This window comes from Fuerstiella sp., from assembly GCA_022447225.1.
Lineage (GTDB): Bacteria > Planctomycetota > Planctomycetia > Planctomycetales > Planctomycetaceae > S139-18.
On the sequence record JAKVAZ010000007.1, the window covers coordinates 353,941 to 377,049 of the forward strand.

Consider the following 23,109-nt stretch of genomic DNA (forward strand, 5'->3'; position numbering starts at 1 on the left):
TCCGGGCGACTAGCTTTCGGGGCGCTTCACTCAGCTGCGGTATTCGAATCCGGTCCGACAGAGTCCTGTCGTTTCCAGGTGCCCGACAAAATCTCTCTGACGACTCGCTGAATTTCACCAGCGGCATCAGGTTCATATCCAATCCGTACGTATTCAATAATCCCCCCGGGACCAATGATCAGCGAGTGAGGAATTCCACGGACCTGATACTGCGACGCGACAGCCGAGCCTCGATCAACTGCGACACGGACATCCAGTTGATGTTCCTTCAGAAATGCGCGAATGGTTTGGGGCGAATCTTCAATATTCACAGCCACGAACACGAGTTCGGATTCATCAAAACGTTTGGTCGTGTCAGCATAGTCCTGAAGTGAAGCAGCGCAGGGGACGCACCAGCTGGCCCAAAAGTCCAGAAAAACAACCCGGCCGGCATGATCAGAAAGACGAAATGTCTTCCCGTTTACCTGAGGTAGTGCAAAATCCGGAGCGGCACGACCGACCAGTTTTGAGTCGGTGGAATTTCCTCCATTATTGTTCGCGATATTCCAGTCGGGTTCGACGGCATGTTTTGCACGCCACTGACTGTAAACGGCCGTATGTTTTCTTTCGTTGGGGTTGCCGAGGTGTAATCGTGAAATAGCGTTCGCCGGAACACTACAGTTTCCAAGGACGTTTGACTCACCGTGCAGCAGGCCATCGGTTACATGTGCCGGGGTCATCGACACCAGATATCCGCCGTGAAGAACCGTCTGCATCATTGAAGAATCTACCCGGGAGGGGCGTTCTTTTTTCAACGTACTGAGTGCGTTCCTGTTTTTTTCAGGATTCTGAATCCAAATCACGGCAGCAACACGTTCGCGGGGAAAGTGGAAGACCTCGAGTCTGGATTCAAATTCGACATCATCCTCGTGGACTGCAATCAGACGTCCTCGCAATACATCACCGTTAGGTGCGATCAACGCATGTGTGGCCGGATCGTTTCGGCGGAATCTTGGAATCGTCAATGTATGCAGACGACTTTCCTCATCGATAAATTTCTGTGCAGATACACCGCCGGTCGGTCCGGTCTGCAGATTTGACAGTGTCAGGTGGCGGACCGTTTTGGTCGGGGTCGTCGCTCCATTACGCGACCGGGCTCCGAAGAACTGACCAGTTCCGGACTGCAGCAGTTCGAACAGCACCCCCTCGTTTCCGGCACCGGCGCGATTCAGAGGGAACGTTCGCAGTAATTGACCGTTGATCAGAACTTTCAGGTTCCCTCTGTTCGTCACCAGCTGAATTTGGGCAGAATGACCCTTTGTTGGTATACGCAATTTTTGATTCTGAATGGTTGCGAAGGGATTTTGACGATCGAATTCCTGAGTCACGGCGACAACATTTTGACCAAATATCAGGGTGCAGGCCGATGCGGTCTTTGGTTGATGAAGATGGTCCGCGAACAGATGAACTTTCATGAATGTCCACTGGTCCGGCGGCCATTGTGCATCAAAATTCAGACGATCGCCCGGAATTCCGTTTTCACTGCCGAAACTGCCGCTGATCAGCTGGACCTGACCGCCTTCCTGTTTGATCTTTCCACGGATTCTCTTCCACTGTGAATCAGCAAATCCCAAACTACTTCGCTGTTGAGTCGATGACAGTTCGAGTGCCTGAATGTCGTTTGAAAAAAACTGCTTTGCTGACGTAAACGGTGAAGCGAGCATCACCGTATTTCCGGTGATGCTCTGCAGTCTGCAGGGAATCACGTCGTGGTTACGAAGATAGATGATGTCTGGATATTTCTGAGGATCGATCACTACGGGAGATGTTTTTGTACTTCGGGTGACGACTGCATCGTCACCCGACCGTAACGGAATACCATCGGCTGATCCTGTTGGTTTCCAGGTAAGGGGTTGCTCTCCGTCATCGACAACCAGGTGGCCGTGCAGCAGGCGCCCACCGACAATAAGTTCATCGGGAGCGCTGACCGCAGACGCTTTTCCTCCCAGATCGATCACCTGTATTCCCTGAGGATTGGCAGAGATTGGTTGTTCAGACCATGCCGGACGGATTGTGGCCACAGTCTCTGTCATGTTAATGATATGACCGCACAGTGCTCCGCCGTCCCGCCACTTAATACGTGAAGTGTCTTTGACTGACGCAGTGGACTCCTTCGGGATGTCTGTGGAGATTTCCAGTGACCCCGTGAGTTCAACGGGAATACCCGTTTCACCGGATTCGTTCTGCAGCCTGATCATCCGGTCGGTAATCGACACGACCGTGCCGTGATGTACGGTTCCGTCAACCTGCTGAATGCCTGTTCTGCCGGCAGCGAGACTGCCCACAGAGTTTCCGTTCCATCGTTCAATTCTGAGGTGCTGCAGGGTGACTGTTCCACTGCCGTTACGAAGCGACAGTGTGCGAGGCATTTGTTTCGGATTCGGCGTTTCATGTGTTGCCAGGACTTCACCCTGTGGAGAACACACCAGCAGACGTTCCGATTCCATGTCCAGATAAAGCAACAGGTGAATTTGGGTGGTATCATTGTCCATCGTTTGAATTTCCAGAAATTCCAGCTGGCTGCAGACGACCAATGCATCCCCCCACGTTTCCAGTCGGATACTTGTTTCATCGTCGGGGCCAAGTGCAAGTACAAATTCCGGTCGACGAACGAAACTCAGGATGATCTCCACAGACAGCTTCTTTTCCGTACGCAGACCGAGTGTCAGGAGCGCATCGTCTGTCGACGATGTAAGAGATCCGTCTGTTTGTTCATCCCAGTTTTTTTCGATATTCGGTCCGGACCAGCCGGAACGACCGGCCGGGCCCAGGTAGATGAGTCCCTCCTGGTTCACACGCTGGATGCCTGCAACAAGTATTCGAGGAATGCGAACTTCACCATGTCTGGTGCTGCTGAGTGTGAGATGATCGCTGTCGAGTGACTTCAGACGTCCGAACAGGGTGTCTCCTGTGGTCAGCACGATTCTGAAGTTATCGATTGTTGGAGGAGCCTCATTACCGGGTTCAAAAGACACGGTTGAAAGTACAGAGCGTTCCAGACGCAGCGGAGTTGCAAATATGCTGGACTCCCAGAGAACTTCATCCGAAGTAATTCGGATCAGTTTTCCCGGCAGAGAGTCTCCGGACGCCCACTGCAGCACCGCATTATTGTCATCGCCGCGGACCACAGCAGCAAAAAAAAAGAAAACAATGACAGCAGTCGGCACCAGGATTCGTGGGCTGAACACGATGTCGTTGAACTGGATGTTTATCGATGAGCCTGAGGTAAGCAGACGAGTTTCTTCAGATAAAGTTCCGGAACGGGAATTTATCCGCGGACCGGAATTATGTGGCAATCCGGTCCGTCTGTGATCAACTGAGATTCGGCGGCTATCGTTCATAGACGGGCAACAACCGGTAGTTCAGAGCAAGTGCCAGCATTGACATTGCGGTGCCGTAAGCCTGTCCGTGGCCGCTCTGAAAACTGCCGTCTTTGTTCTGCATTGATTTCAGCCGGTGCACTGTTTTGGAATTCCAGTTCTTCCAGGCATCAAAGTCGGCCTGAAACAGCGCCTGAGCCATATAGTAGCGAAAGTAAAACGGGTAGCCGGCTTCATTGTGTTCGATGTTGTTTATCACCTGTCTGGAAACAGCCTGGTATTCGTCCAGATCTTTGCGACGCCCGATGGACATCACCAGCGACGAGATAGCCTGCAGGTTTTTGGAACCTCCAAGCCCCCCGACACCACCGGAGTAGCCAACCCCGCCCTGCTTTGAAGTCATCTGCTGAAAATATCCCAGGGCCCTGTCGATGCATTCGTCCGAAACCGGAATACCTGCGTTTCGGGCCGCCAGAAGTCCCATCAATACGGCGCCGGACACAGACGTGTCCGAATCTGTTGATTCGGGCGTGTATCGCCAGCCCCCCCAGCGATTTTTGGACTGTGCGGTCACGGCACATCGCACGGCCAGTTCCAGTGCCTGGCCGATGGTTCGCTGTTGGGTGTCGTTCTGTCCCTGCTGCATCAGGTCTTCGTCGACTGCACCGTATGCTTCGGCAAGTCCAAGCATGGCGAATCCGTGTTGATACATGCTGCCTGGCAGATATCCGGTCGATGTCTGCTGCTGCTGAATCATATAGCGCAGCGTCCTGCGGATGTTCTCACGGTAGCGACCGAAGTTAGGATCCTCCCCACTGGCCAGAAAAACCATCACGGCCATGCCACAAATCCCGGTATCACCGGCCCCGTGCCCGGATTGACTGCCAGGCCAGTTTCCCTGATCTGTCTGATTGTTTGTCAACCATTCCAAACCCCGAATGTAGACGGTCTCAACGTCGCTGGAAACCTGCGTGCCAAAACGGATTTGCGGATCCTGAGCTCGCACCAATTCTGCAGAACTGACGTGGCACAGTACAGCGGCCGTAGTCAGCAGCCAGGTCAGAGGTGTGGACGTCCGGGAAGATAAGCCTGTCGGACGGACACAGTGGGTTTCTGAGTGTTTGAGACCAGGCCGGGAATCAGCAGGAGCGTATGGCACGGGCGCAACAACGATGTTCAACCGTTCAGGGGCAGATGAATCGAATGAACCGTGCAGCGGCATTGTTAATACTTACCGGAGATGTTTGAATTCAGTTGCTGTGTTCGACGGCACTAAAGAAATGCTCAAGGCCTTCGCGATATTCGGCCGGTAATTGATCATCGGTGGTACCCGTTGCCTGAGTGACGTCCCGTGATACGATGTGGGCATTGGGATCTGTTCCAGGTCCGTGCAGGGCCAGTGCTACGGCTTGGGTGTCACCACCACCACCTCCTCCCGGAGATGAACCCCCGCCTCCGCCACCCATAGAGCTGCTGCGTTTTGACTGCAGCAGTATTTCAATTGCCTCCGTTTGCGCAGCAACCGTGGCAGAATCGGTGATTGGTCGAGAGAGTAAACCGGATGCGTCCCGCATCGCTGTTGCTGCCAGGTTAATCATGTTCAGTTCCTTACTGAATCTGCGATTTCCATTCGGAATGGCGCGAATATCGTTCATTACTGCGAGTGTTCTCTCGTACAGACCGCTTTGTATTTCAAAGAGTTGCGCGGCTGATTCACCGTACTGATGCCGATCGACAGCTGTTTTCGCAGTTTCAGCAGCCCGTGTTTCATCCCGCAGGTCAATTTCGCGCTCAAGGATTCTCATGATCTCCAGCACAGTGGATGGCGGAAGACTGTCTCCCTCTCCTTTGCCTGTCCTGCATGCTCCGGACTCTGATGCCGACACAAGTTCTTCTGACCATCGATCAAGTGTGTCAGCCCAGTATTCCAGTCTGGAAATTGAATCACCGCTGAGGTTGATGCGGATGCGATTTCCAAGCAAATCCAGTTTTTGAACAATTTCAATCTCAGTCATTTCGTTGGCGATACGTTGGAATTTTTCTTCTTTACTGCGGCTGTAATAGGCTTCGAGGTCTGATTTGATCAGCCGGATCGAATGGCTTTCCGTTGCTTCTCGTTTCGCGATTCGTTCCGAGTTTTTACGTTCCTGATCTGTAAGCCTGGCACTGTTGATACCAAAGCCTTTGAACAGGGTCCGGTTTAGATCGCCTGCCATTTCCAGTTGGCGTCTTGAGGCAGACTTCAGTCGTTTTACAAAAGTACTGTTATCCAGATCATCCATGATCTGCTGCAGATCATCCCGGGTTTCCTCAAAATCTGCCAAAAGGTCAGCTTGTTCTGCGACCGCCTGATCGACCTGAGGACTGGTTTTCGGGGCTTGCCGTTTTGGAGAGTTGTTGGGGCCTCCCTGCAGTGTGGTTGACGGTAGGCCAAATACAGGTGGTTCTGACGGAGAATCTTTGAGGTCCTGCCTGGTTATGTCAGTCGGATTGTCAGGATTGAATCCGGATTCCTGGTCTACAAGGGCCGGTACTACGGGTGATGTTTTTTTCTTTAAACTTTGGGGTTCGGCTGTCCCTTTTGGAGTCGAATAGTCATTGCCCGCCATGAGTCCGGATGGTGACGTTTTAGGTGGCGTTGAACGATGTTCGGGAGTTTGAGGCTGTTTCGACTGAATCGCGCCGGAGAGCAGATCTGCCACTGACGGCATTCTGTTTTCGGCGATGTCCTGCATTTGTACTAAAGCCTGGGCGAATGTTTCCAGATGCCCTGACAGCATTTGCGGATTTCGCATCGCCTGTTCAATCAGACGACCACCCTGATCGGTGACCTGAGTAAGACGCCGAGCATTGGCCTGTTCCGACGACGCCTGCTGCCGGATACGATGTTGGTTTTTTTGTGTCTGCAGTTCAGCAGCTTTCATACGTCGTAATTCGCGGTTCATATCGTGCAGACGCATTTCCTGTTCGTAAACGTCGTCCGCCCGACTGGTCCATCGTCGCAGCTGTTCGCTCATCCACACGGCGTGGTCTTCAGGGGAAAGGACATGCAGAAGGATAGCCGGCGAATACACACGTCCTCGTTCCGGCTTGTAATCTTCGACCCAGGCACACAATTTCAGTGACTGAGGTCGTACCTGGTCCGATTTCGCACAGAACGTGGCCTGTGTGCTCATCGAACGTTCCTCGGGGCCGCCTGCCTGAACCACCTTGTCTGCTCTATCCGGAGTTGGATTAACCAGTGGATGAGGAATTCCGGTCCATTCTATTCCCATTAATTTCAGGCCAAAATCGTCAGTGGCGTTCAAGGAAAACGTAATCACGTCGGTTGAAAGTACAACGTGAAGGGGATCGTTCTGCACACAGGACACCTGAGGTTCACGATCATCGACAGCTCGAACGTTCAGCGGAAACGGTTCGCGGGAAGATAATCCGAGATGATCTGTCCATTCGAAACGGAGCGTGGACGATTCGTTCACGATGAGTTCGGTCGTACGAACGGTGGATCCGTTCACCGAGGCTGATCCGGAAGATACGGCAGCATCTTGCAGGTTTCGAGACACCTCAACTTCAAAAGCAACGCTGGATCCTTTCACCACAGATACAGAGCCGCTGCGGACATCTTTGGTCTGTTTTGTGTGATATTGCAGGTATTCAGGCAGAGTGACACTGGAGGTGATCATCGTCAGTTCGGGACGCGTTACGGGTTGTACGGCCACTGATTCGCGGACGTCTCCGATCCGAATTCTGAGCCCCTCGTCGGTCGTCAGTGGCGGCAGAAAAAAATCATAGGCCCGTTCTCTTTGAGCCGCCTGAACATCCGGCTGTCCGCTCAGCACGACTTTACCGAATTCGGGCGCCCACTGGGTTTCTTCCGTGAGTCGAGCTGTCAACTGAAACTCTTCTGCGTGGGGAACCACAATATGGTCCGGCAGTTTTTCTATCTGTGTGAATGTGAACCGATCGATATCACGCCACGGCATTAGCCAGCGTTCGGCTGCATTCCATACTGCATCGGGAGTAACAGCGACCGCTAGCAGAAGCAGAGATGTCGGGCCGGCAGCCGCAATTGCCCACTGTCGACTTCGATGTGTCGGAACGGCATCGCCAAAGTCTTGGTCGCGTACTGCAATATCGACCTGTTCAACTGCAGCAGTCGCCAGACTGTAACTTTCATCAGGATCTCTCGTCCCCTGGGCGAGTTCGACAACACCCAGCAGTTGGTCTCCCAGGTTCGGATATCGGTGAGTCAGTAATCGCGCGACCTGCCGCATAGTGCGAGTTCCCCACACCCAGCGGTGACATTTCAGCGGAAAGAACAGTCCAATTCCAAGGCATCCTGCCAGGAGGATGATGGCTCGCACGACAGGTGCTGTATCGACAAATCGATCGGTCCCGAGCACCACGACCCAGGAAAGCAACAGTCCGAAGAGACCGGAGAGAATCCCTTCTGCGACTTTAATCTTTCGGACCTGTGCCTGGAATTCGGCGAGTTTCGCCTGTGTTGTTTCGGGTAAACGGACTTCCTGCGAGGACATTCCGTGGATTCCGGATAAAAACTGGACAGGTACCAACGGTGTGCAAACGCCGCAGAGTATATGCCTGGAACTCTTACCAGGGCAGGTTCGTTTTCAGCCTTTAGAGCTTATCTGTCAAATTACTGATTCGATGAACACGTTCACTTGTTTCGCTCATCATAATTTATGATGAGATACCTTACTGAATTTTGGACGATTGTCTCTTGGAATTGGTCCGGTCTGGTTCAGCAGGAATGCGAACTTGATGGTCCGGGCCGCAGACAAAGACCCCGCCAGCTTAGATGCAGTGACTCCCCAGTCGTTCGCAGCAGAAATTATTTCTCCTTTTTATGAAGACTGCTGAATTCTATGTCCACAACAGAAGCTCACGGCGACCTGCACTCGAACGATGTTAATGCAATCGATGAACTTCGTGAAATCTGGCAACGATTGCGCCGTGAACTGGGCAAAGTGATTGTGGGTCAGGATGACGTTGTGGAACAACTGGCGGTCTGTCTTTTTGCCCGCGGGCACGCGTTGCTGATGGGGGTGCCAGGACTGGCCAAGACGCTGCTGGTGAGTCGTTTGGCTGAAACGATGTCGTTGAACTTCAGTCGTATTCAGTTCACACCGGATCTGATGCCAATGGATATCACCGGGACCGACATTCTGCAGGAGACTCAGACAGGACGACGCGAATTTGAATTCGTAAAGGGACCGGTTTTCGCCAACATCGTTCTGGCGGACGAAATCAACCGGGCTCCTTCGAAGACTCAGGCGGCGATGCTGGAAGCGATGCAGGAGCATCGAGTGACTGTCATTGGTCGCACCTATCAACTGAACCCTCCTTTTTTCGTTCTGGCCACACAGAATCCGATTGAACAGGAAGGGACTTATCCGCTGCCCGAAGCCCAGCTTGATCGATTCATGTTCCTCATTAATGTGGATTATCCGTCGCGCAGCGAAGAAATTGAGATTGCCCGCACTACGACGGGCGGCGACCATCCCCCGCTGGAGATGGTGATGTGTGCTGACGATGTATTTCGATTTCAGGAACTGGTGAGACGGATTCCCGTGCCACAGCATATTTATGAGTTTACCGTGGACTTGGTGCGGCGTACGCGACCATCCGTTGATGTGGCTCCGGAATGGCTAAGGCCGCTGGTATCATGGGGCGCGGGGCCTCGAGCAGTGCAGTATCTTATTCTCGGAGCGCGTGCCCGTGCTGCCATGGCCGGTAGTTATATGACACGACTGGAGGACGTTCTGGCCGTGGCTCGGCCCGTACTGAGCCACCGGGTTTTGACAACATTCAATGCCGAATCAGAAGGCATCACCAGTACGGATGTGATTCAAAGACTGATCGACGAACTGCAGACAGAACTGAATGCATGACGTCACTTATTGGCGGACTCCGGTCCGTTGTGCGTTGTTGGGTGAGTTCTTACCTGCAGGGTGCGTTAATATTTAATGCGACACTTCATAGAACCAAGCGTTATTTCCCGTCTTTCGGGACTCACACTGGACGCACGAATACCGGTGTCCGGAAGTGTGTCAGGTCGGCATCGCAGTCTTACGCGTGGGTCCAGCCTGGAATTCTCGGAATATCGGAATTACGTACCCGGTGACGACACTCGTCGACTGGACTGGCGAGTCTGGGGACGCAGTGACCGGTTTTACATCAAGGAATTTGAAGCCGACACCAACCTTCGCCTGTGTCTGGTCATTGATGTCAGTGGTTCAATGGCCTACGGTCCGCAGGGCAGTCGGCAGGAAGGGAGCACGAAGCTGGACTTTGCCCGATTTCTTTGCGGGACGCTGGCTTACCTTGCGGCAGGTCAGGGGGATGCCGTGGGATTGTCGTGTGCGGGTGCCGACTTTCAGCTGGAGATTCCGCCTCGACGGAGTGCTGCTCATCTCAGGCACATTCTTGACGAAATGTCCGCAATGAAGGCTGAAGGTGAAACGGGGTTGTCGGAAGCTTTGCATGCTGTTGCAGAAAAAGTTCCGCAGCGTGCCCTGGTCGTGATTGTGTCGGATCTGTTTACCAATACTGATTCACTTGGCGACGCATTTCAGCATCTTCGGTTCCGGCGTCATGATGTGGCAGTGTTCCACCTGCTGGAGCAGAATGAAGTCGAATTCGAATTTGACCGCCCCGTCAGATTCGTCGATCTGGAAGGGGCGCCACCGATGCTGGTGGATCCTGCGACCATGGCCGGACAGTACCGCAACGCGGTACAAACATGGCTGGAAGACGTCAAACAGATCGTCAGGGATACGCTCGTTGACTACCACCGAGTCAGCATCGAAGAGCACTATGCCGAAGTGTTGACGCGTTTTCTGCTGGCAAGAAAGAAATAGAATGATGTTCAGTGATTCAGGGTTCCGTATTTGAGTTTGCCGGTTGATATGAGAGAGATTGTCAGCATCAGATCTGTGTCAGCTCCATCAACGTTTGATATCCAACTCACCGGATACCGAACACCGCACAACGAAAACCATCATCCGTGACATTTCTCCAGCCATTTTTGCTGTTTGCTCTGCCTCTGATGGGATTGCCTGTTTTGATCCACTTCGTGAATCAAAACAGGCATCGGACAGTAAACTGGGCGGCTACTATGTTTCTGGTCCAGGCGAAACGTATGGCGCGAGGAATGGCGAGGCTCCGGTATCTGTTGATCCTGCTGTTTCGTATGCTGGCTATCGCCGGTTTGATCTTTGCCGTCAGTCGTCCGATGACGGCCGGCTGGCTGGGACTGACCGCGGGAGGAGCACCTGAGACAACTCTGATTCTGCTGGACAGGTCTGTCAGTATGGAAGCACGCGACCCCCGTACGCGTCGCTCAAAACGTGAAACCGCACTGCAGAAACTTTCACAACTCCTTCAAGATATCGGTCGTAACACAGAACTTGTACTGTTTGACAGCGTCTCTTCAGATCCTCGAATCGTCGATTCTCCTGCTGATCTAGCTGATATTCCGCAGACAGGCCCAAGCGAGACGGCTGCAGACATACCCGGATTGTTGCAGCGGGCGGTTGAGTACATTGCTGCCGGCGAAACAGGTCGCACCGATGTGTGGATCTGTTCTGATCTGCGAAAGTCTGACTGGGATTCTTCCAGCGGCCGATGGGACACCATTCGACGTCAATTGGAGCAGCGGGAAGGAGTTCGTCTGTATCTGTTGGCGTATCCGGATCAAGCCGCCGCAAACATGGCTGTCAGTGTGAGTGGAGTTCATCGCAGGGAGACATCAGAAGGCGCTGAATTACTCATGGACATCCGTGTGAATCGGACCGCGGACACTGATATGGATGTCAACGTGCCGTTGAGTGTGGTGATTGACGGAGCGCGTTCAACTTTGAACATTAAGGTTTCGGGAAGTGAGTTTGTGAGGAATGGCCACGCCATTGCGATTGATCGTGAGACACTCTCAGGCTGGGGACGGGTTGAGCTTCCTGACGATTCGAACACCGCTGACAACAGCTATCGGTTTGTCTATGCCGAAGCTCCAATTCAAAAGACAACGGTCGTTTCAGATGCGTTCAGTCACGGTGAATACCTGCGACTGGCTGCCGGAACGAGCAGTGATCACCGTCAACTGGCTGAGGCGGAACTGCTGACACCGGATCAGGTGGAAGCCATTGACTGGGAACAGACAGCTTTGCTGATCTGGCAGGCCCCGCTTCCTGACAGTCGGAAATCCCTGCTGATTCGGGAATTTGTGAATTCCGGACGTAGTGTGATGTTCTTTCCGCCGCATCAGCCGACATCAAATGAACTGTTTGGCTGCCGCTGGACTGTCTGGAAGTCGAATGCGGTTCCTTTAAAGATCAGTCGATGGCGCACCGAATCTGATTTGCTGTCCAGTACGGGCAGCGGGATGCCGCTTCCGCTTGGCAAAATCAACGTTTACCGACATTGCGGCCTCGAAAGCGAACGTGCAAACGTTCTTGGTTCATTTAACGGGGGCGACAGTCTGCTGCTGCGAGCATTTACCGACCGTGGTGCGGTTTACTATTGCACGTCTTTGCCAGGCACCGGTCACTCTACATTCATTGATAACGGCGTCGTGTTTTACGTCATGATTCAACGTGCACTGGCACGAGGGACTGCTGCTCTTGGGAATGCACGACATCTGGAATGCGGAACACTGACGGAATTCGAGGGAAACCGGTGGCAGCCCCTGGATGAACTCTCCGAACGTGTGCTCATGTCCGCACGCAGTTCGCGAGCCGGCCTGTATTCAATTGACGACGTTCACTACGCATTTAATCGTCCGTTATCAGAAGACCTGCCACAGATCATCACTGAAGAAAACGTTGAAGCCCTGTTTGACGGAATTGACTTCACCCGGCTGAATGATTCTGCCGGCAGCGCAACTGCGCTCGCCAGTGAAGTGTGGCGAATGTTTCTGGTGCTGATGATTGTGGCGTTGATTGCCGAAGCGGTGTTGTGCCTTCCGTCTCGCCGAACGGCTAAATCTGCAGCATCGAACGCGGTTGCTGATTTTTCCTACACAGGCTAATCAGCGTCTGAGGCCCTGAGATCTTCTTTATGACGTTTTACTGGACACCAGTTTCACTGACTTTGTCAGCTGTCACAATGATCGTTGCTGCTGCCTGTTGCTTTGTCAGCTGGAATCGCAGCGGATTCGCCCGCTCAATGGGGTTTCTGGAGCTTTTTCGTTTGCTCCTCATTGGACTCGTTGTTTGTTCACTGAACCAGCCGGAGATCATCCGGACAGTCCGTCCGGACGCACAGCCGGTTCTGGTTGTGCTGCATGACCAGTCAGGAAGCATGCAGACACGTGATGTGCTTCCGGCGAACGTCGGCAGGTCGGCAGTAAAACCCATATCTCGTGCTGATGCCGTGCAGCCACTGCTTGTCGACGGTCTGTGGAGTCCGTTGAAAAAAAACATGAAGTTGATTTTTGAACCGTTTTCATCGGACCTCCCTGTTTCGACGGCCGGAACGGACCTGAATTCAGCGTTGGCGTCGACTCCTGACCGTCATAAAGGTCTGCGAGCCGTGGTCCTGTTGTCAGATGGTGACTGGAACACGGGAAGCTCACCGCTGTCGGCAGCAACGGACCTGCGTATGCATAATATTCCGATCTTTTCTGTCGGAATAGGCAGTGAAGACCACCTGCCTGACATCGAGCTGACCAGCAGCGGGGCTCCCACTTTCGGTCTGCCAGGCAAGACGGTTCGAATTCCGTTCCAACTAACAAACTGGCTGCCTGAAGATCAGGTGATGGTTGTCTCTGTTGGTGGTTCGGAAACTGATGTCGTGGAGAAGACCGTTCGTGTGTCCGGGATGGGGCAGTTTAATGACATTATCGAATGGAAACCGGAGAAGACCGGCGAGTACGAACTGACACTATCAATCCCGATTATTCCGGAAGAAACGATAGCGGACAACAATGTGGTCAGTCTGCCGATGACTGTTCGTAATGAAGCGTTGCAGGTGCTGGTTGTCGAATCGTATCCTCGCTGGGAATACCGCTATTTGAGAAATGCTCTGGAACGAGATCCCGGCGTTCAGGTGACTTGTCTGTTGTTTCATCCGGGACTTGGTCGTGTGGGTGGCGGGCGAGGTTACCTGGACCGGTTTCCCGGTGAAACGGAACTGTTCAGGTACGATGTTGTGTTTCTGGGGGATGTTGGAGTCAGTACAAAACAGCTCAGTCAGTCAGATTGTGAAAACGTTCGACAGTTGGTTCGCAGTCATGCAGGCGGGCTTGTCTTTCTGCCCGGTTTTCGTGGCCAGCAGAAAACGCTTTTTACCACGGAACTCAATGAACTCTATCCGGTGATTCCGGATGCTACACAACCTCAGGGTGTGGGTGTGGCGGAACCTGCTCGGTTCTCGCTGACGGACTCCGGACGTCGCAGTCTGTTGACACGACTGGAGCCGGACAATGAACGCAATGAAGAGATTTGGCGGTCATTGCCCGGATTTCAGTGGTACGCGGCTACGGTACGTGCACGGATCGGTACCGATGTTCTGGTTACGCACGATTCGGATTCCACTCGATTTGGTCGCGTCCCTCTGATCGCCACCCGTACATCGGGTACCGGTAAGGTTCTGTTTATGGGGACCGATGGCGCCTGGCGCTGGCGAAAGGGACTGGAGGATCTCTACCACTACCGGTTTTGGGGCCAGGTGGTGCGCTGGATGGCTTACCAGCGAAACATGTCTGCCGGTGAATCGATGCGCCTGTTTTATTCACCCGATCGTCCGGAAGCTGACCATGTGCTGACTCTGAATGCCAACGTGATGAAAGATACTGGTGAGCCGCTGAGCGACGGTACAGTTTCTGTTCAGATCACAGCACCTTCCGGACAGACGGACTCGGTGCGACTGGCGTCCGCGGGCGATGATTCCTGGGGCCTGTTCACGGGAACGTTTACACCCCAGGAGGGTGGTCGGTACGAGTTGATCACGACCTGCACTGAGACGGGCGCTCGTCTTGAGACATCAATCTCGATTCAGGGACAGGAGCGGGAACGTACGGGACAGCCGGCCAGGTTCGAGGTGTTGAAAGAGATTTCGGAGATCAGTCGCGGCAGTCTGACAACCGTCTCGGAAGTTGAAGAACTGGTTGGTCAGTTGTCCGGCCTGCCGGATCCGGATTTGATCACACGACGTGTACGTCTTTGGAGCCATCCTGCCTGGGGAGGGGCCTTGATTCTGTTGCTGGGATGCTTCTGGTGCGTCCGAAAGCTTGCCGGACTGGCCTGAATCAATGACAGGTGTTTTCACGGATGCCTTGAACCTGGCAACTCCTATCGCTGATAGATTGGCAGATAACCTTTTTCAAGCTGAAGAATAATACAATTGATGGCGGTAACGTAAACTTGTCCAATGTCTGAATCGGTCCAGTATCCACCTGGTTGAATCCGTCGGGTAAGTTCTTCGTTTATCTGCTGACGATATTCCTTCCAGCGTTTGCCACCCTGTCGATAGATCACCTGTGAATAATAAAAGTGCGTATAATGCCAAAAGGATGCTCGATGGGATACGGGCCGTCTCGGCCAAATGGTGTTATCACAGTAGTCCCTCATCTTTTTGGTCAGATCTGTATCATATTCTCCCGCATTAAACAGAGCTGCCAGTGCGGCAGCTGTGATCGCCGGACGTTCCCCGCCACCTTTAATGCTGTACTCCACTCCCCCGCGGGACGTTGTGCAATCGGCAATATATTTTTTGGCTCGCTGGATGATTTCGACTGAGACGGGAATCCCGGCATTGCGACAGGCGCGGAGTCCCTGGACCTGTGTGATACACGTCGATCCTTCGTCAAAACCACCCCCTTCTCTGGCTGACACGTAACCCCATCCGCCGCGTGATGTCTGTGCGTCCGCAGAAAAACGGACGGCTCTGGTCAGCACCTGCCGGATCTGCTCGCGTCGATTAAGATCTTCTTCCTCACCAAAGACCTGACTAAGAAACAACATCGAAAAACCGTGCCCATAGGTGTAATGGAAGTCCTCGCGAAAACCAATCAGGCCATTGGGACGACTCATCGAAACCAGGTAGTCTGTGGCATTGCTGATCGCTCTGGCGTAACGACCGGTGGTGGCTGTGGATCCTTCCGCAAGGAGTGCCGTACCTGCCAGCGCTGTCATGGCGACGCGATATTGACCTTCATTGGCGATCCAGTAACCCTGGCGATTTTGCTGTGATACCAGATAATCGAGTCCCTGACGTACGGTCTGATCGATATCGTCATCTGCAAAAAGATCAGCGGGACATATGACCAGACTCAGAAAACAGATGAACAAACGCATCAATCGTCTTTTCGACGGAGGAGTTGACACTGACGTCCGGAACGGAACCAATATGGGGTATCATACCTGATAGTAGTTGCTGCGACGAGAACACTCCCTGCATGATGCATTGCGGTTCTGCACATTGGCTGCTGGTCGACGGCACGTGGTATCCCCGGTTTAACGTGATTACCACAGGGAACACTGTTCCGGAAATTACTGTCACATGAAGCCTGACTTCAGGTTCCGGATCGAAATAAAGTTTTTATATGGTTTTCGGCAGGTCATCATGGTGATCCCCCAACGACCAGGGCAGGCTTCGGTGGATCGTCCATGTTTTGAACGAGTGTCCCACACGCGACAGTCAAACTAGTCTTCATGCACAGTTTTGATCGTTTTGTGCGGCGGTGATCAGAGGCCTTGATTGTTCCGTTCAACAGTGGGATGTCGTCAACGGACAATTCGTACGCTGTTCAGGAACCATCTTAGAATTCGGGAAACGACAGACGCAGTTTTGTGAGACGCTGTTGACTTTGTACGTGACGCAACATTCAGATGAACCGGGCTGAATCAATGTCGGAAATGCCGACGCCCTGTGAAGATCATGGCCATGTCCTGTGCATTACAGGCAGCGATGACTTCTTCATCGTTGCGAGAACCTCCGGGCTGAATAACGGCCCGGATGCCTGCCTTTGCTGCCTGGTCGACGCCATCACGAAACGGAAAGAAAGCATCGCTGGCGACGACTCCGTCAGCCGCCCGATCGCCGGCTTTCATTGCGGCGATGAATGAACTGTCCAGACGGCTCATTTGACCTGCTCCGGCCCCAAGCAGCATGTTGTCTTTGGCGAACACGATTGCATTGGATTTGACATGCCGGCACACGATCCACGCGAAACGCAAATCAGCCGATTCTGCCGGCGTCGGTCTGCGTTTGGTCGGGATGGTCCATTCGGAATCGTCCTGGAATTCATCGTCTCGATCCTGAACCAGCAGTCCCCCGGAGACTCGGCGGTAGTCAGCAGCGCTTCGGCCACTGGTCGAGAACTGAACCTGCATCAGCCGAACATTTTTCTTCCATTTTGGTCGGGTGGTCAGTATTTCCAGTGCATCAGGGTCGTATCCCGGGGCAATCACGGCCTCAATAAATCGGCCCGGTTCGCACATGATCTCAGCTGCCGATGCATCAACGGTGCGATTAAATCCGACAATCGATCCGAATGCACTCACAGGATCTCCCGCGTACGCATTGGTGAACGCAGTGGACAAATCTGATGCAACCGCACAACCACACGGATTGGTGTGTTTTATGATGCAGACAGCCGGATCAGAGAAGTCGGCGACAGTCGCTCGCGCCGCATCAAGATCCATTAGGTTATTATAGGACAGTTCTTTCCCATTGAGTTGTCTGGCACAGGCCAGTGATGTCGGATGCGGTGAGGATTCCACATAAAACGCTGCTTTTTGATGAGGGTTCTCGCCGTAGCGCAGAGTCGATTCGAGTTTCAGTGTTGGCGTTAAGGTAGACGGCCAGGCTGAGTCCTCATCCGCATCACATGTAATGGTCGCCATATAACCGGCGATTGCCTGGTCATAACGTGCAGTTAGTTGAAACGCAGTTGCGGCGAGTTTGCGTCGTAAGTCATCGTTAAACGAGCCGTCCTGCAGACTTCGCAGCACGTCTGCATACTGCGACGGACATGTGACAATGCCTACGTGAGCGTGATTTTTAGCCGCGGATCGCACCATGGAGGGGCCACCAATGTCGATTTGTTCGATCGCTTCCGGAATTTCGACATTGGGTTTGGCAATGGTCTCTTCAAACGGATACAGATTCACGACCACCAGTTGAATGGGAATGATGCCGTGTTCGAACATTGCCGCAGCATCGGACTCCAGAGTCGGACGCCCCAGAAGGCCTCCGTGAATCCTGGGATGCAGCGTTTTGAGCCGACCATCCATCATTTCCGGGAACTCGGTGTAGCTGGCAACATCGATTACCGGGATTCCTGCATCTTCCAGAAATCGCCGGGTCCCGCCCGTCGACAGGATCTCAAAGCCAATTTCTGTCAAACCACGAACGAATACGTCCAGTCCCTGTTTGTTGCTGACACTGACCAATGCCCGTTTTGGCTGTTCCATGATTGTTGCCTTGTGGCTTAAACCGCAAATCCATTGAAAAAGCCGCGAACACGCGTCCGAAGACGAGTCTGTTCACGGCTGGTCAAATTTACTGACCGGACACAGGTCGGTCAAACCCTGGCAGGCGGTTCCGGGCCGTGGAAATGGATTCTCCGTATCCAAAGTCCGACCATTTCCGGATGTCAGAATCAAAATTACACAGAATTCAATGCTGAACAACTCGCTCGTGGTACGCCGGGTTTGGTGACATTCGTTGTGGCATATTCGTACCGCAGAGTAAGCTGATGAAATGGTTTCGGATGAGCGGGGAAGAGACTTGACACTAACGAGCATCGATTTGCCTCTGGTGAGACGCGAGCTACTTCAGCGATCGCAGCGTCGGCGTACCGATGTGATCAGCTGTGCTTATACTGTCGTTTTCTTCATCATTCCGCTGATCAGCCTGCTGACGATGCTGTTCATCTGTTTCGGCCCAATAATCTTTAGTGTTTTTCTGTTGCTGAACACAAATGTCTATGCCAAGTCTATATCGATGTTTTGTTTCATGTCGCCGATTGTGATTGAAGTTTTAAATCAGCTTGATGGTTTGCCTGCGGTCTACCACAACAATTTGTTTCCCGAATCTGATGTGTTGGTGATCCTGATGAACTTTCTGGTCTACGGTGCACTGGTCATTGGGCTGAGGGAATTCGTGTTGAACACCCTGAACGGGCTGCTGGACCGCGTTGATGATCTGTAGCACTTCCCTTGATCTGCGGGCTGAGCTGGCCGGGATTTGACTGCGGAGGATGTCGGACTCGTGTCAATCTTCCAACGCAGACAAATCTGTGCAAGGTTTCGAATCTGCATGAAACCCTGAATCACAAATGTTGACCACGTCGCTGCTTCTCCTACACTCTTGGCATGAAACGCAGGATAATTGGTCCTCAGGTTGAACAACTTCTAAAGTCTGCTCAACGGCTGGCAGACTTGGCCGACGCGGCTGCTGTGGTTCTGCTGACAGATGAGACCGTGAATTTCAAAGCCGTCCGCAAACTGCTGCGAGGCACGCGACTGGTGGTGGCAACGGACGATGTGTCTGTTCAGGAGGCTGTGCGCGAGGACGAAGTTGATCTGGTACCGATTCTGCATGAGCCTCAGACCAGAAGTACTCAGGTGTCTCAGGTCCTGCTTGAAGCCATTGCTGATGAAATCCTGCAGTCCGGTGACACGATCGTGGCCGTCTATTCGTCGTATGACAATGATCGCTGTGATACGATCAGCGTTATCGAACTGTCTGAGCAGCTGGCGAAGCTCACGTCCCGGGACTTACAGCGTTTGGAGACACAGGTGCCACTTGATACTTTGCGTCAGGTGGTGGACCTCGCGTGCGAGATTGGTCGTGAAGGTCGGGAAGGCAAAACGGTCGGAACGATTTTTGTGGTGGGTAACCACCGCAAGGTTCTGAATCTGTCTCAGGAACAGGTTCATGATCCTTTCCGTGGGGGAGCCTATCCCAGAGAGGAGCGACTGGTCCGTAATCCTCGCGTGCGGGAAAGCATCAAGGAGCTGGCTCAGGTTGACGGCGCGTTCATTATCTCGTCCGATGGAGTGGTTTACGGATACGGACGACATCTGCGGGCGTCTGCGGACGGACTGGCGCTGTCTAAGGGACTGGGATCACGTCATTGGGCAGCTGCGGCTGTTTCCAAGGCGACTGAAGCCGTTGCGGTGGCTGTTTCCGAATCCACCGGCACTGTGCGAGTCTTTCAGGATGGTAAGGTTGTACTTCGCATCGAGCCTCTGCATGCTGCCATGAAATGGCATGATGTGGCCACAGAATCGCCTCCGGAACAGTCGTAGCCCGACTGCAGCCTGAATGGTGAAGTCCAACGTAGCAATGTTACTCACCGCCGGCTGCCGTCGCTCTCTGACGTCCGTCCAGCCAGTTCTGCAGGAGAATCTGAGCCGCAAGTTTGTCGATTCGAGCCTTTCGCTGTTTCTTCGTGAGCTCTGTTGCAGAAAGGAGCACATCTGCCTGGACACTGGACAGGCGTTCGTCCTGAAAAGTCACCGGAAGCCGGGTAACCGAATTCAGCCACTGACCATATCTTCGGGCTTCAGAGGAAATACGGCTTTCGTCGCCCTTCATGTGTAACGGAAGACCGACGACAAACCCCGCGATTTTGTATTCCTTCACCTGTTTTCGAAAAAACTGTTGATCCGCCTGGCGACTCACTCGCTGGTAGTTGTGCAGCGGACTTGCAAGTTGCTGATTCTCATCACAGACGGAGATACCGACTCGTACGGTTCCGTAGTCGATGCCCAGCAGGCGACCTTTCTGTGGAACGTTTGCCGTGTGTTGCTGAGGAAGAAGGTCGGGGCGCTGATTATTCATCAGGTTTTTCCCTGTTCGTGATCATATTGAGTTTGATGACGGTCTGGGAGTCAGCATCCGCGCGAACAGAGAATCTCCAGGTCGACGTTGCCAGTCGACACAGAGAATCGTCTTTTTGACAGTAGCCACAGGATACTCGGATTCCGAGTTCACCCGCAGTGGCCGAAGCAGCAACGGGCAGTGAAAACTGTGCCAGCGAGTCTTCAACGGCTGCAGTTCCGGAAGCACCGTGCCGGAAATCCAGAATTTGTCCGGATATGTTTTCAGCCTCCCAGGACACCGGGGCAAGTTCATTGAGGTGTCCGCCGTCGGGAATCGCCAGTTTGACCCGGACCGTGACCTCTTTTCCTCGCTGTACGCTCTGTTCGGTGATCTGTGTTGCATGACTCAGATCGAGTGGCTTCCGCGGGGATACCGGATGAGGTGGCGTCAGGCCGCTTAGCGGCAGGACTCGCATCGCACGCGAATCCAGATCGACAGCACAGATACGATGACTGTTGGTGTCTGCAACATACAGGGTGTCATTTGCGACACTCAGTCCTGCAGGCTCATTCAACCGTGTTGTTGACCCTGGATCACCGGCGGTGCCATCACCCAGCCAGGTCAAAACATCGCCCGTTTTGGCATCGACGGTACGAATCTTGTGATTATAGGAATCTGCCACATACAGCAGGTTGCCACGTCGTGCCACACCGATGGGGTGCTGGAATCTGGCGGAATCACCGTTGCCATCAACGTCACCGAATGCGAAAAGGGATCTGCCTTGGGGCAGTTCGGACGTACCTGCAATCGTTGTAACACGGCCATCTCCAGCGAGCGGCACTTTACGAATCGATGATCCTTCGCTGTCAACCACGAAAAATGCTGTCTGGTCATGATTCACGGCCAGACCCGACGGTTGAGCAAATGAGGACTCCTTCAACGGACCGTTGATAACGTCTTCGCGAGCATTGCCTGCAAAGACACCGATGTCACTGGTGCCCAGTTGGTGGAACCAGATTTGATGCGGACCTGCCATGGCAATGTAGAGTGTCCCGTCCACATGGCAGACGGACCAGGGACTGTTGAGCGGGGTTTCACGCAGAGTCGTGGTAGAATCTTGTGGCCGCCCCTGTTCACCGGTTCCCGCAAGAGTCGAGACAGTCCTGGTTTTAAAATCAATGGTACGAAGCAGATGATTCTCGGTGTCCGCAACGTACAGCGTTGTACCCACTAGGCAAAGACCCTGCGGGTGATCAAATTCCGCTTCGGTGAACTGTCCGTCGGAACTGCCCGGCCGTCCGGATCCAATCACCTCCTGGACCTGACCGTCCAGGTCGGCGACCACAATTCTATTGTGGCTGGTGTCGCTGATAAACAACCGGCCTGACTCTGCATCGGCGAGCACTTTTCCTGGGTATTTTAGTGGTGTTGCTGCGGCTCTTCCGGATTCAAGATCGAAAACGACCGGATTCTCGTTCAGCTTACCGATGGCGCGATGATATTCGATCACTCGTCCAATCACGTCGTCAAACAGTTCGCGGTTTCCTTCCCCACTGCGGGAGCCCAGATACCGCCCCTGAGGATCAATCAGTGCCAGTGTCGGCCAGGCTCTGACCCCGAATTTCCGCCAGATCAGCATTTCGCTGTCATTGACGACGGGGTGCACGATCCCGTAGCGCATGATCGCGTGACGGATGGCTTCCGAATCTTTTTCATTATCAAATTTTGCAGAGTGAACACCAATCACCACCAGTTCACCAGGATATTTCTCTTCCAGATATTTCAAATCGGGAAGTACGTGCATACAGTTGATGCAGCAGTAAGTCCAGAAGTCAAAAAGTACGACTTTTCCTCGCAAATTTTTCATCGTGATCGGAACGGACGTGTTCAACCACGTAGTACCGCCTTCCAGAATTCCATCAGGTACGTGAAGAGCTGAGGGGAACGGATCTTCAGGAGACGCCGAAGTTTCTGCGGCGGAATCCAGGGCGGGGCCCTCATTCGCCCATGCCATCAGGCTGCACACACAGATGACACACGAGGTCAACACAAATACAAACAGTTCAAATCCCCGGCAGAAGCGACGTAAGCTGAACGAGATTATCATCATGCATGAATGTCCGTGAATTGGAACGGAGAGATCAGTGACAGGACAACTGATCTCAAACAGTTGTGACGTCCGTTACCCCCGGTCACCGTCTTTTTTTCAAAGTGCCGGTTCCCCCATCGGAACAGGTGCATTGCAGGGATCTTTTTATTTGTTGTCAATGTTGTATTAGGCAGTAACGAGCAAGCTGCTGATCCGATCACACCGTGAATCATTTTGCAGTCGGAGCCAGCCTGACTCCCAGAGAACGCAGTGTTTCCCGTGTCGTTACCGCATCTTTGAAAACGTGTGCCTGAATACCCATTGATACGGCCTGCGTGACGTAGGCTTCGATATCATCAGTATAGAAGCAGTTCGTGGCATCGCACTTTGCCTGAGCCAATGCTGATTCATAGATCAGAGGATCCGGCTTGAGTGCTCCAACTTCCCAGGAAGTTGTGATGTCGTCAAACAGGTTCAGAAAAGTCCAGCGGCTGCGCACAAATTCAATGTGAGTCACACACGTGTTTGACAGTAACACCAGACGGATACCCTTAGATTGTAGTTCTTCGAGCAGAGGAATCATTGGGGCGTTGAGTTCAAAGATGTTACCCACCGCCAGCCGCATCTGATCGATTCGAACGGACGCGCCGGTGAATGATTCAAACTGAAAATGAAACTGTTCTTCAGTCATTTTTCCGGTTTCAAAGGCGCTCTGCATGCTGTTGTCAAACAAGAATTCACGTACAGCCTCTTCGGAGACGCCGCTGGCCAGCACAATGTTTTGCACCATGCGGTCGTGTGAAAAAAAGACAAGGACGTTTCCCAGGTCAAAAATACAGGTTTGGATCGGTATCATGTTTCAACACC

The 23,109-nt window shown here is 53.1% G+C and carries 14 protein-coding genes; 6 read left to right on the forward strand and 8 right to left on the reverse strand.

Translation table 11 applies throughout. The features are described from left to right. Window positions 1-26: 26 nt before the first annotated feature. From MK110_08875 to MK110_08885, 3 genes are all read right to left on the reverse strand, one after another. The gene (locus MK110_08875) at window positions 27-3,227 is read right to left on the reverse strand and encodes a TlpA family protein disulfide reductase (protein ID MCH2211402.1); all 3,201 of its coding nucleotides are present in this window, start codon (window positions 3,225-3,227) and stop codon (window positions 27-29) included. A 142-nt stretch (window positions 3,228-3,369) separates the two neighbouring features. Further along, window positions 3,370-4,365 (reverse strand): squalene--hopene cyclase, encoded by a 996-nt coding sequence (locus MK110_08880; protein ID MCH2211403.1) that lies wholly within the window; start codon window positions 4,363-4,365, stop codon window positions 3,370-3,372. A gap of 244 nt (window positions 4,366-4,609) precedes the next feature. Further along, window positions 4,610-7,897, reverse strand: a complete 3,288-nt coding sequence (locus MK110_08885) for a hypothetical protein (GenBank protein MCH2211404.1) — start codon at window positions 7,895-7,897, stop codon at window positions 4,610-4,612. A 348-nt stretch (window positions 7,898-8,245) separates the two neighbouring features. Here MK110_08885 and MK110_08890 point away from each other — a divergent pair, with 348 nt between their 5' ends. The 4 genes from MK110_08890 to MK110_08905 all read left to right on the forward strand — a co-directional run bounded on the left by MK110_08890 (window position 8,246) and on the right by MK110_08905 (window position 14,624). Continuing rightward, on the forward strand, window positions 8,246-9,271 hold the full coding sequence (locus MK110_08890) for an AAA family ATPase (protein MCH2211405.1): 1,026 nt from the start codon (window positions 8,246-8,248) through the stop codon (window positions 9,269-9,271). 75 nt (window positions 9,272-9,346) lie between these two features. Further along, window positions 9,347-10,240, forward strand: coding sequence for a DUF58 domain-containing protein (locus tag MK110_08895; GenBank protein MCH2211406.1), 894 nt, complete (start codon window positions 9,347-9,349; stop codon window positions 10,238-10,240). 146 nt (window positions 10,241-10,386) lie between these two features. Beyond that, on the forward strand, window positions 10,387-12,405 hold the full coding sequence (locus tag MK110_08900) for a BatA domain-containing protein (protein ID MCH2211407.1): 2,019 nt from the start codon (window positions 10,387-10,389) through the stop codon (window positions 12,403-12,405). Between the two features lie 29 nt (window positions 12,406-12,434). Then, window positions 12,435-14,624 carry a hypothetical protein gene (locus MK110_08905; protein MCH2211408.1) on the forward strand — a complete coding sequence of 730 codons (2,190 nt, stop codon included), beginning with the start codon at window positions 12,435-12,437 and terminating at the stop codon, window positions 14,622-14,624. 44 nt (window positions 14,625-14,668) lie between these two features. Here MK110_08905 and MK110_08910 read toward each other — a convergent pair whose 3' ends face one another. Further along, a complete protein-coding gene (locus MK110_08910) occupies window positions 14,669-15,673 on the reverse strand; it encodes a terpene cyclase/mutase family protein (protein MCH2211409.1) in 1,005 nt (334 codons plus the stop codon). A 549-nt stretch (window positions 15,674-16,222) separates the two neighbouring features. Continuing rightward, window positions 16,223-17,794, reverse strand: coding sequence for a bifunctional phosphoribosylaminoimidazolecarboxamide formyltransferase/IMP cyclohydrolase (gene purH, locus MK110_08915; GenBank protein MCH2211410.1), 1,572 nt, complete (start codon window positions 17,792-17,794; stop codon window positions 16,223-16,225). 316 nt (window positions 17,795-18,110) lie between these two features. Here purH and MK110_08920 point away from each other — a divergent pair, with 316 nt between their 5' ends. Then, on the forward strand, window positions 18,111-18,533 hold the full coding sequence (locus MK110_08920) for a hypothetical protein (GenBank protein MCH2211411.1): 423 nt from the start codon (window positions 18,111-18,113) through the stop codon (window positions 18,531-18,533). Window positions 18,534-18,697: 164 nt separating this feature from the next. Beyond that, window positions 18,698-19,636 carry a diadenylate cyclase gene (locus MK110_08925; protein ID MCH2211412.1) on the forward strand — a complete coding sequence of 313 codons (939 nt, stop codon included), beginning with the start codon at window positions 18,698-18,700 and terminating at the stop codon, window positions 19,634-19,636. A gap of 40 nt (window positions 19,637-19,676) precedes the next feature. Here MK110_08925 and ruvX read toward each other — a convergent pair whose 3' ends face one another. From ruvX to MK110_08940, 3 genes are all read right to left on the reverse strand, one after another. Continuing rightward, entirely contained in the window at window positions 19,677-20,171 is a 495-nt protein-coding gene (ruvX, locus tag MK110_08930; GenBank protein MCH2211413.1) for a Holliday junction resolvase RuvX, read from the reverse strand. After that, complete coding sequence (locus MK110_08935; GenBank protein ID MCH2211414.1) at window positions 20,164-22,263, reverse strand: redoxin domain-containing protein; 2,100 nt, start codon at window positions 22,261-22,263, stop codon at window positions 20,164-20,166. The genes ruvX and MK110_08935 overlap by 8 nt, the downstream gene beginning before the upstream one ends. Window positions 22,264-22,471: 208 nt before the next feature. After that, the gene (locus MK110_08940; protein ID MCH2211415.1) at window positions 22,472-23,098 is read right to left on the reverse strand and encodes an HAD family phosphatase; all 627 of its coding nucleotides are present in this window, start codon (window positions 23,096-23,098) and stop codon (window positions 22,472-22,474) included. Between the last annotated feature and the right edge of the window lie 11 nt (window positions 23,099-23,109).

Bases quoted from the DNA above. Each gene is read 5' to 3' on its own strand.
- MK110_08910 (MCH2211409.1), bottom strand. From the start codon at position 15,673: ATGCGTTTGTTCATCTGTTTTCTGAGTCTGGTCATATGTCCCGCTGAT.
- MK110_08905 (MCH2211408.1), top strand. From the start codon at position 12,435: ATGACGTTTTACTGGACACCAGTTTCACTGACTTTGTCAGCTGTCACA.
- MK110_08940 (MCH2211415.1), bottom strand. From the start codon at position 23,098: ATGATACCGATCCAAACCTGTATTTTTGACCTGGGAAACGTCCTTGTC.
- MK110_08925 (MCH2211412.1), top strand. From the start codon at position 18,698: ATGAAACGCAGGATAATTGGTCCTCAGGTTGAACAACTTCTAAAGTCT.
- purH (MCH2211410.1), bottom strand. From the start codon at position 17,794: ATGGAACAGCCAAAACGGGCATTGGTCAGTGTCAGCAACAAACAGGGA.
- MK110_08895 (MCH2211406.1), top strand. From the start codon at position 9,347: ATGCGACACTTCATAGAACCAAGCGTTATTTCCCGTCTTTCGGGACTC.
- MK110_08885 (MCH2211404.1), bottom strand. From the start codon at position 7,897: ATGTCCTCGCAGGAAGTCCGTTTACCCGAAACAACACAGGCGAAACTC.
- ruvX (MCH2211413.1), bottom strand. From the start codon at position 20,171: ATGAATAATCAGCGCCCCGACCTTCTTCCTCAGCAACACACGGCAAAC.
- MK110_08935 (MCH2211414.1), bottom strand. From the start codon at position 22,263: ATGATGATAATCTCGTTCAGCTTACGTCGCTTCTGCCGGGGATTTGAA.
- MK110_08890 (MCH2211405.1), top strand. From the start codon at position 8,246: ATGTCCACAACAGAAGCTCACGGCGACCTGCACTCGAACGATGTTAAT.